Raw genomic sequence first — 9,769 nt, 5'->3', positions numbered from 1 at the left:
CGGGGAGTTTTTGCCGCTTCCGCACAGGGCAAGAAGCTCCCGAATAAGATTGCGTCACGGGCAAATAGCCTGGAGCCTGTGCATCTGTCTTGCAGGTATGATATGAAAAACTGTGCTGAATAATTACTGAAAACAAAGAAGAGAAAGGGAGGCGATCATGCTGAATGCACTTGGAATGGTGGAAACCAAAGGTCTTGTGGGAGCCGTTGAGGCAGCCGATGCCATGGTAAAGGCAGCCAATGTGACGCTGATTGGCCGTGAGCAGGTGGGCAGCGGCCTTGTCACCGTGATGGTACGGGGGGATGTGGGTGCCGTTAAAGCTGCAACGGATGCCGGTGCCGCCGCAGCAGACCGCGTAGGCGAGCTTGTGAGCGTGCATGTAATTCCCCGCCCCCACAGTGAAGTGGAAAGGATTCTTCCCAAGGGGCCTGCCGTTTAGGTTTTTCATGGCGTTGAATGATGGAATTTGATTCCTTACCCTGCCCGTTTTCCGGAGAGAGGGGCAAATGTAAACCCTAGCATTCGGGTGGATGGTGCAAAAAGCAGCCGCAGACAGGCCGGAGAACCGGGAGGTTTTAAGGATGACACAGTTTAACGGAAGAACAAAAATCTGCTACGGATCCGATGCCATTGAGACTCTGGAGAAGCTGCCGTCAAAGCGGGCTTTTATTGTCACAGATCCTTTTATGGTTAAAACCGGTTTTGCAGACAGGATCAAAAGCCATCTGGACCGGACAGGGATGGGGCATCAGATCTTTGACGGGGTGGAGCCTGATCCTTCTCTTGAGACGGTAACCCGGGGAACCCTGCAACTTTTAAAGAGTCAGGCGGATCTGGTGATCGCTCTGGGCGGAGGATCGGCCATTGATGCGGCCAAGGCCATTCTCTTTTTTGCCCATAAAGCCGGTCAGGAAAAGGAAAAGCCCATGCTGGTGGCCATTCCCACCACCAGTGGCACAGGCTCTGAGGTAACGGCCATTTCTGTGATTACGGACACGGCCAATGGCGTAAAAATTCCCCTGAATGACGAACTTCTCATTCCGGATATGGCCATCCTCGATGCCCGTTTCACCCGCACCGTGCCGCCCGGTGTCACCGCTGTTACGGGAATGGATGTGCTGACCCATGCCATTGAAGCCTATACCTCACGTCAGGCCAGCGCATTTACTTCAATTTATTCGGAATATGCCATTAAGTATGTGTTCCGCTATCTTTTCCGGGCCTACCAGTGCGGGGATGACATGGAAGCAAGGGAGATGATGCTCCTTGCCTCCTGTATGGCGGGAATGGCCTTTAATAACAGCGGCCTTGGGATTACCCACAGCATGGCCCACAGTCTGGGCGGACTTTTCCATGTTCCCCATGGCAGAGCCAATGCGGTGCTGCTCCCTTATGTGATCCGGTTCAACAGTTTTGACGTGGGGGTACGGTACAGGGAAATTTCCGAAATGCTGGGACTGGCTGCCCATACGGTGGAAGAGGGCACCACCAGCCTCATAGCGGCGGTACGCAGCATGAATGAATCCATGGGGATTCCCAACAGAATCCGGGAGCTGAACATTGCGGAGGATCTTTTCCGGGAACATCTGGATACCATGGCCTCCCATGCTTTGGAAGATGCCTGCACAAAGGGGAATCCGAGACTGCCATCCCATGGAGATATCCGGGGTCTGCTGGAACAGGCCTGGTAAGGGAGAGGTGGTATTTTCTGCCGGAACCGGACTGCCTGTCAGAAGAGAGGCTGGCCATTTAAACGGACAGTGGGGACTGAAATGAGAGAACAGATTGTTGAAAAAATAAAGAATGCGGGGGTTGTGGGGGCTGGTGGTGCCGGTTTCCCAACCCATGTGAAGGTGAATGCGGATGTGGACACGGTACTGGTCAACGGTGCTTCATGTGAGCCTTTGCTCATGAGTGATCCCTACCTCATGGAAGAAGAGCTTGCCACCATGATCCGGGGCCTTGAAACGGTACTGGACAGCACCGGGGCCAAAAAGGGGATCATCTGCCTGAAGGGCAAGCATGAAAAGGCCATGGCTGCCGTAAGAAAAGCTGTTTCAGAAAATCCTTCCGGTCGCCTTGCCGCCTTTGAGCTGAAGGATTTTTATCCGGCAGGGGATGAGCAGGTACTGGTCCGGGAGGTTCTGGGAAGGACCGTGCCCGAAGGCGGCATTCCCCTTCAGGTGGGTGTTGTGGTCAGCAATGTGGAATCCCTTTATAATGTGGCCCTTGCCATGGACGATCAGCCCCTTGTGGATCGCTATGTGACCGTCACCGGTGAGGTGAAGCGGCATATGGTGGTGAAGGTTCCCGTTGGCAGCCTTGTCTCTGATGTGATTGCCTTTGCAGGCGGTCCTGTCATTTCCGATTTCAGGGTGGTGGATGGCGGTCCCATGATGGGCCGGGTGCTGCCGGACATGGATCAGCCCGTGACCAAGACCACCAGCGGACTCATTGTGCTGCCTCCGGACCATACGGTGGTGGCCAGAAAAATCATGGATCCTGAAAGGGTGCGCAAAATCACCAACAGCATATGCTGTCAGTGTTCCCAGTGCACGGATCTTTGTCCCCGCAATCTGCTGGGGCATTCCCTGAATCCCCATAAACTCATGCGGGTGCTGGCTTCCGGCGAGCTTGGCAGTGATGCGGCCCGTGAGGCGCTTCTCTGCTCCGAGTGCGGGATCTGTGAAAAATTCGCCTGTCCCATGATGGTTTCACCGAGGGAAGTGAACGCCCAGATCAAAAAAGTTCTGATGAAGGAAGGTATCCGCTGGCAGGGCGCCGGGAGGGAACCTGTGAACCATCCCTTCCGGGAAAGCCGCTATGTACCCACCAAACGTCTGATGATGCGCCTCAATGTCATGCAGTATGACACCCATCCGGGTCTGGTGACGGGTTTTGTGCCTTCCCTTGTTAAAATTCCTCTGCATCAGCATATCGGAGCCCCGGCCATCTGTCTTGTGGCCGAAGGGGACAGGGTGAAGCGGGGAGATCTCATCGGAGAGATTCCTGAAAAGGCTCTGGGTGCCAGAATCCATGCCAGTATTGATGGTGTGGTGACAAGCACCGCAGGAGGTGTGGTAACCATTGCCGCCTGATGTTTCTGCCCTTGTGCAGAGGTCTGCCCGATTCAGGGACCGTATTCAGGAACACAGGTATCTACTTCAGGGATTTAATCAGAGAGGGTGAACATAATGGATTTAAGAACGATAGGTTGTGTGGAACTGAACAGCATTGCCCTGGGCATGCACACCGCCGATGAAATGGTCAAGGCCGCAGAGGTGAAACTTGTGCTGGCACGTCCCACCTGTCCCGGCCGCTATCTTATTATGGTGGCGGGGGACACGGGGGCCGTGAAAAGCTCCGTGGAAACGGGCCTTGAAATTGGCGGCGAGATGATCATTGACTGGTTTGTCCTGCCCAATGTCCACAGTGGTGTGATTCCCGCCCTCAACGGAACCGGGCTGCGGGCCTCCATCGACGCTCTGGGTGTTATTGAAACCTTTACCACGGCTTCCTGCATTCTGGCCGCCGATGCCGCAGCCAAGGCAGGGCAGGTGGATCTTCTGGAAATCCGTTTTGCAGCGGGTCTTGCCGGTAAATCCTTTGTGACCATGACCGGTGATGTGGGATCTGTGAGATCTTCTGTTACCGCAGGTGTGGAAGGCGTGGGAGACTCCGGACCCGTTTACAGCCATGTGGTGATCCCTTCTCCCAGTTCGGATCTGAAGGCTCAGCTGCTGTAAGGGGACGGACGACAGACTCCCCTTCAGTTCTCCCTCTCCCTCCGGGAGAGGGCCGGGGTGAGGGTTGAAAATACTGACAGGAGGAAAAAAATGGTGATGGCCGATGCACCCAAACAGCGGGTCATTCAGGAATATGTTCCGGGAAAACAGGTGACGCTGGCCCATGTGATCGCAAGCCCCCAGAAAAGCATCTACCTGAAGCTCGGTCTCGACGATGATGCAGGAGACGCCATCGGCATTCTCACCATCACCCCCAGCGAGGGCGTTATCATCGCAGCGGATATTGCCACCAAGGCTGCTTCCGTGGACATCGGTTTTCTGGACCGCTTTGGCGGCTCCCTTGTCATTGTGGGGGATGTGGCCAGTGTGGAGGCCTCTTTAAGGGCCGTTCTCCACTATTTTGACGAAGTGCTGCACTACGCATCCGTTGACATGACACGTTCATGAAAACAGGAAGGAAAGCCCATGCCGAAGACCATGAAAAGGGTGCTTCTCATTGGTGAAAACGGTGTGGGCAAGACCGCCCTCATGGAAGCCCTCTCGGGACAGCGTCCTGCCACCCGCAGGCCCATGGCCCTTGAATTCTGCGGCCCCTTCATCAACACGCCGGGTGAGTTTCTGGAAAACCGGCGCTTCTATCCCGCCATCATCACCACCTCCGCAGACTGCGACATGGTTCTTATGATTCAGGACGCCACCCGCATCAGCAGCCTTTTTCCGCCCCAGTTTGCCACCCTTTTCACCCGCAGGGTGCTGGGTGTGGTCTCAAGGGCCGAAGCCCCTGAAAATCAGGTGGAAAGGGCAAAACGTTTCCTTCAGAACGCCGGAGCCAAAGAAATTGTGTGCTGGAATACGGAAACGGGGGAGGGGCTTGGGGCTTTGAAATCTCTGATTTTTTGAAAACAGCATTTATAAAGCGGAAATTTTACCTTTTTTCTGTCATGCCAGCCTTATGGAACTTTAGTCTGAAGAACCGTTTTTAGAAATTTATTGAATGCATGGTTTATTCAAAAGAGGGGTTTTCTTGTTTTATGGAAAAAAACTCGTAAATTCATGTGTTTAAAATGTGAGTATATGTTCATAAAACAGATTTTACAGGCGGATAACGCCAAAATATCTGGTCTAAACAGGGGCGGGTATCTTAGGAGTACATCGATTTCCGGCGCCTATGTAAGGCTCTGAAAATCTGGTAACCGCAACAACAATCATGAGTTTCTGCCCTTGTTGCCTTCCTGTCTTTCCTCGTTTTCAAGGAGAAAGGTCATACGAAGGAGCAGAAGATTTCTGGATCTTATAGACGAGAAGGCATTCAAAAAGGCAGCCTGAAAAAATAATCAGGCTCTAAAAACGGATCTTTCAGCGGCTTCAACAGGCATTGTCAGGCCTGGGGCTGGAAGATCCGTTTTTTTTACCCTTTGCTATATTTTGAAACAGACATAACGGCGACTTTAAATTATGACTTTTTCGAATAATGACGAACTTTGTTGCATATGAGGGTTTTACATCTGCAGAGTTTATATTGACAAAAAATGTCTGTTATTGACCTTATTTGTTTCGGATGTTGACACAGAAGACCTGTTTCTGTGTGCTTTATGTGGGAAAAAGGCAGAATATGTTTTTTTAGTAACGCACGTCGTGTTAGGGCGTTTTGTGACAAAGAAACTTTTGAAGTTGTCCAGAAGCAACCCACGCCTGTTACAGCGTCTTACCATAGAATAACTCGTTGTCGGATTCAAACTCATTTCCACCAGCGATGGATGATTGGCTTTTTAAGTTATTGAATTTAAAAAACCAAATTAAAACCGCTCAAAAGCGGCATACTATTTGCAATGTGCGAGTGAAATGTTTGAAAGCAGACTTTTTGTCTGTGTGTATTTCGTTTTGCTGCTTATTCTCTGGCTCAGCCACGGTTTGGTGATCCGGTTGTTATTGTCAGGTCATATGGGCGCAGATGTTTTATGCAAGCTCACACAAAGCTGTCCTGTGAAAATTTTTTAACACCTTCTTTTGCTGGGGTACCCCTCAGAGGTGGAGCAAAATCTGATTATACAATTTTCCCGAGTTAAGGTTCGCATGGGGGAAAAATTGTGGCCCTTTGATTTGTTAAGGGGTTGGTATGGCCAATTGCAGTGCGTGCCAGGTTTTCTTTACTCGTTTTTGTAGCTGGCGATCATACTCTTTATTTGTCTGAACCCTGATACTCCGGAACTTATCCTTTTAACAAGGAAAAGAGAATGCCGACACTAAAAAACTTTATCATAACGACTCTCACCCTTTGTTTTTTAGTTATCTTTCCGAATCAGCAAGCAGAAGCATCTGAAAAATATGCGACCATGGGCGAAAAGCTCATTGAGGTTCACGATGCCCTGTTGGGCCGGGTTGTGGAAACACTATACACAAACAATAATTATATCTTTGATAATCAGGGAAAATTTTATGTTGATTGTTCTTATTGGGTGGGAAAAATTCTGGAAGAGCTGGATACTTCCATCCCTGATCCGGATCATCCCTCGCCCTATTTCAATGATTTTCCTAAAAGCAGTCGAACTCAACCTGATAATCCCCAAAGACCCCGTGCAAAGGATTACTATGAGCACATAATGGACATTGCTAATGGTAAGCAAAGCCCTTACTGGCAGTCTGTGGGGCATATCCGTGATGCCCTGCCGGGAGATCTTATTGCCTATAAACATACGGATGGCGATGTCCCAGGAAATACGGGTCACGTCATGATAATTTATTCCGAACCCCAAAAGATATCCGAAGATACCTATGAGATGTATATTGCCGATGCCACGTCATCGCCCCATGGAAGTGATACGCGTAACAAAGAAGGCGATTATGCTCACATTTTCAATTACGAGTCCTTGCCCAGAGTGCCCGGCGGCCTACCAAGCGGTGTAGGTATCGGGAAAATGGTATTTTCCACTCCTGAAGTGGGAGACCATACGTATCGCTGGCGTGGCAATACTCCGGACAGTCCTCCCACGAAAGCCGGAAGGGATGGCATTCTTGCAATTGGAAGGCCCGTTGAAACTTTTACCGTAAGTACCGTATCCGGCTTTACGGATGCCATAAGGCCTGTCAGCAGTCATGTTATTCAGGGTAATACCACGTCTTTTACCCTGTTTCCGCCTTCCGGATACACCATTGATCACGTAAGGGGCTGTGGCGGCAGTCTTTCCGGAAACACCTACACCACAGGGCCTGTGACCGGAGCCTGTACAATAGAGGCTTCCTTCAGGCTGCGGACCTATGCGGTGAATACCCTGTCCTCCGGTGCAGGCGGCAGTATTCAGCCCGACACCCGCAGCGTTGGGCACGGACAGAGCACAAGTTTTATAATATCTCCGGACAGTGGTTATGAGATTGAAAGTGTCGGCGGCTGTGGCGGCAGCCTTTCCGGAAACACCTACACCACAGGACCTGTGACCGGAGCCTGTACAATAGAGGCTTCCTTCAGGCTGCGAACCTATGCGGTGAATACCCTGTCCGGTGCAGGCGGCAGTATTCAGCCCGACACCCGCAGCGTTGGGCACGGACAGAGCACAAGTTTTGTAATATCTCCGGACAGTGGTTATGAGATTGAGAGTGTCGGCGGCTGCGGCGGCAGTCTTTCCGGAAACACCTACACCACAGGACCTGTGACCGGAGCCTGTACAATAGAGGCTGCCTTCAGGCTGCGGACCTATGCGGTGAATGCCCTGTCCGGTGCAGGTGGCAGTATTCAGCCCGACACCCGCAGCGTTGGGCACGGACAGAGCACAAGTTTTATAATATCTCCGGACAGTGGTTATGAGATTGAAAGTGTCGGCGGCTGTGACGGCAGCCTTTCCGGAAACACCTACACCACAGGACCTGTGACCGGAGCCTGTACCGTGGAAGCTCTATTTCAACCTATAGCGCCAGTCTCCCATACAGTAAGTACCCGATCCAGCCAGGGAGGAAGTATCTATCCTTCCGCCCGTAATGTTCATAATGGGCAGCGAACCGAGTTTATTATATTAGCCGAGCCAGGTTATGCCATTGAAACAGTTGATGGCTGCGACGGTATCCTTTTCGGCAACACCTATACCACAGGCTCCATCAACGCAGCATGTACCGTCGAGGCCGATTTTAAATCTGCTTCTGTTTATTACACCCTGAATTATCATGCTGGGATCAATGGTAAAATCTTTGGTCTGGCCATGCAGAGTGTCAGGGAAGGAAGTCATGGAACAATCGTCTCGGCCATTCCCGACCTCGGTTACGTCTTTGCAGGATGGAGTGATGGCTCTAAGGAAAATCCTCGCAGGGATCTGAACGTCAAAGCCAACCTCAGCGTAACTGCAAGTTTTGAACCTTCTTCTTTTACGATAAAAGACAAGAATGGTAACTCTGTGGATAAAATCTCTGCAGAGCTTGGAGATGTTGTTTTCTTCTCTGTTTCGGATGGTTTTGCCCCGGAGATCTCACAGGTTCGCATTAATGACATTACCTTGCCTGTGGAAGATCTGCTTCGGCAGACGGATGTCGGAAAGTATGAGCTGGATATACTGAAAACCGGGTTGTACAGCATCGAGGTTCGGGATCTTGCCAGGAAGGAAGTTCTGAATATTATAGTTTATCCAAGGGTAGGCTTTGTTTCTGAAACCCAGACTACGGGTGCTGGTAATGCTGTTTCCGTAAAAATTTTTATGGAAGGCAGAGCACCGTACTATCCTGTCCGGGTACCCTTTGAAACGCAGGGAGCCGCGTGGATTTTCCCTGAGGACCTCAGAAAAGGAGAAATCATTTTTAATAAGCCACTGCAGGATGAGGCAGAAGTACAAATGGCAGCCCTTGTTTTTCAAACTACCGCAAAAATTTCTTCTGCTCTGGATGTCGATTTTGTACTGGGAGAGCCTGTACATGCACAAAAAAGTACACTTGCAAGACATCCCCTGCCCCTTTCCCCAGCCCCACAACCGCCGGTCATTCACCTGTCTCTGCTTCAGCCGGATATATCCATGCCCGTTACAGCCCTTGTGCAGGGGCAGGGGCCAGGAATGATAAGATCCTATATGGTCAGGAATGGTTGCTCAGACGTTGTCTATGAATGGAGTCTCTTTGACACCAAAGGCCGTCCCGTGCACGCACCTGGCAACGTATCTGAATGGGTTCTGGATCCCTCTATTTTTCCTTCGGGGGTTTATGATTTAGGTCTTCAGGTATCCAGCGCATCGTGCGATATTTCTTCCTATGCCGGAATGCGCTTCAGAATATTGGATACCTGCCCGGCCCCCTCTGCCCCTGGAGATGGTTGCGGTGTGCTGGATTTTTCTGAAAACAGAATACCCGATTATCTGGACCCGGAGCATGTCCATCCAAACAGGATACGGCTTGTTCCTGGGGCGAATGATTATGCGGAAACGGTCCCAGGGCTACGAATCCGTCCAGGCCCGGTGGCCTATGCCGCAGGAAAACAGGGTATTCAGATTACTATGGAAGATCTTCTCCTTTATGGCGGTCTTTCAGGAAGTCCGGCCCATCATGCAGAGGACGGGGGTATGCGACACTATGGTTTTTTGTATGATTTTGAAATTTCAGGTTTCAGCAGTTCTGGTCAAAGCACGAGACTGATTATTCCACTGACTTTAAATGGCGGTATTCAAAGGGAAAGTATTTTACGTATATATGACAGCCTGTACGGATGGCACACCTTTGTTGAGGATAGCAGAAACCGGGTCCGGTCGGCGCATATGAAACCGGCGGGGATCTGTCCCGGGCCGGGATCCGGGCAATACAGTGACGGACTTGCTGAAGGGCATACCTGTGTTCTGCTGGAAATTGAGGATGGTGGTCCCAATGACATTAAAAGATATCCTGACGGAATCACAGGTTTTTTATGGGGGCTGGCCGTGTCAGAACAGCTGCCTCCTCCCGACCCTCAACCGCCTTCACAGCCTCATGCTGAAGAAAAAAGCAGCTCGGGAGCTTGTATGATAGGGGCTCTTCTTCCAGGTATCTTTTTAAAGTAAGGATTTTAGTCTTCCTTTTCAGTT

7 protein-coding genes are annotated in these 9,769 nt (G+C 50.9%); all 7 read left to right on the top strand.

The window, feature by feature from the left end; all coding sequences use genetic code 11:
• Positions 1-157: 157 nt before the first annotated feature.
• Positions 158-439 (top strand): BMC domain-containing protein, encoded by a 282-nt coding sequence (locus LZ24_RS07005; RefSeq protein WP_144683973.1) that lies wholly within the window; start codon positions 158-160, stop codon positions 437-439.
• A 142-nt stretch (positions 440-581) separates the two neighbouring features.
• Complete coding sequence (locus tag LZ24_RS07000; protein WP_144683971.1) at positions 582-1,691, top strand: 1-propanol dehydrogenase PduQ; 1,110 nt, start codon at positions 582-584, stop codon at positions 1,689-1,691.
• 81 nt (positions 1,692-1,772) lie between these two features.
• The gene (locus LZ24_RS06995) at positions 1,773-3,098 is read left to right on the top strand and encodes a 4Fe-4S dicluster domain-containing protein (RefSeq protein WP_144683969.1); all 1,326 of its coding nucleotides are present in this window, start codon (positions 1,773-1,775) and stop codon (positions 3,096-3,098) included.
• A gap of 96 nt (positions 3,099-3,194) precedes the next feature.
• Positions 3,195-3,746, top strand: a complete 552-nt coding sequence (locus LZ24_RS06990; RefSeq protein WP_144683967.1) for a BMC domain-containing protein — start codon at positions 3,195-3,197, stop codon at positions 3,744-3,746.
• Positions 3,747-3,836: 90 nt separating this feature from the next.
• Entirely contained in the window at positions 3,837-4,193 is a 357-nt protein-coding gene (locus tag LZ24_RS06985) for a BMC domain-containing protein (protein ID WP_281282278.1), read from the top strand.
• A gap of 18 nt (positions 4,194-4,211) precedes the next feature.
• The gene (locus tag LZ24_RS06980) at positions 4,212-4,646 is read left to right on the top strand and encodes a EutP/PduV family microcompartment system protein (protein WP_222427566.1); all 435 of its coding nucleotides are present in this window, start codon (positions 4,212-4,214) and stop codon (positions 4,644-4,646) included.
• A 1,334-nt stretch (positions 4,647-5,980) separates the two neighbouring features.
• Positions 5,981-9,745, top strand: a complete 3,765-nt coding sequence (locus LZ24_RS06975; RefSeq protein ID WP_144683965.1) for an InlB B-repeat-containing protein — start codon at positions 5,981-5,983, stop codon at positions 9,743-9,745.
• Positions 9,746-9,769 lie beyond the last annotated feature (24 nt).

It is taken from the genome of Desulfobotulus alkaliphilus, from assembly GCF_007830435.1.
Classification (GTDB): domain Bacteria; phylum Desulfobacterota; class Desulfobacteria; order Desulfobacterales; family ASO4-4; genus Desulfobotulus; species Desulfobotulus alkaliphilus.
This window is presented reverse-complemented; position numbering and strand designations above follow the sequence as displayed.

Bases quoted from the DNA above. Each gene is read 5' to 3' on its own strand.
- LZ24_RS06995 (WP_144683969.1), top strand. From the start codon at position 1,773: ATGAGAGAACAGATTGTTGAAAAAATAAAGAATGCGGGGGTTGTGGGG.
- LZ24_RS06985 (WP_281282278.1), top strand. From the start codon at position 3,837: ATGGTGATGGCCGATGCACCCAAACAGCGGGTCATTCAGGAATATGTT.
- LZ24_RS06990 (WP_144683967.1), top strand. From the start codon at position 3,195: ATGGATTTAAGAACGATAGGTTGTGTGGAACTGAACAGCATTGCCCTG.
- LZ24_RS06980 (WP_222427566.1), top strand. From the start codon at position 4,212: ATGCCGAAGACCATGAAAAGGGTGCTTCTCATTGGTGAAAACGGTGTG.
- LZ24_RS06975 (WP_144683965.1), top strand. From the start codon at position 5,981: ATGCCGACACTAAAAAACTTTATCATAACGACTCTCACCCTTTGTTTT.
- LZ24_RS07005 (WP_144683973.1), top strand. From the start codon at position 158: ATGCTGAATGCACTTGGAATGGTGGAAACCAAAGGTCTTGTGGGAGCC.
- LZ24_RS07000 (WP_144683971.1), top strand. From the start codon at position 582: ATGACACAGTTTAACGGAAGAACAAAAATCTGCTACGGATCCGATGCC.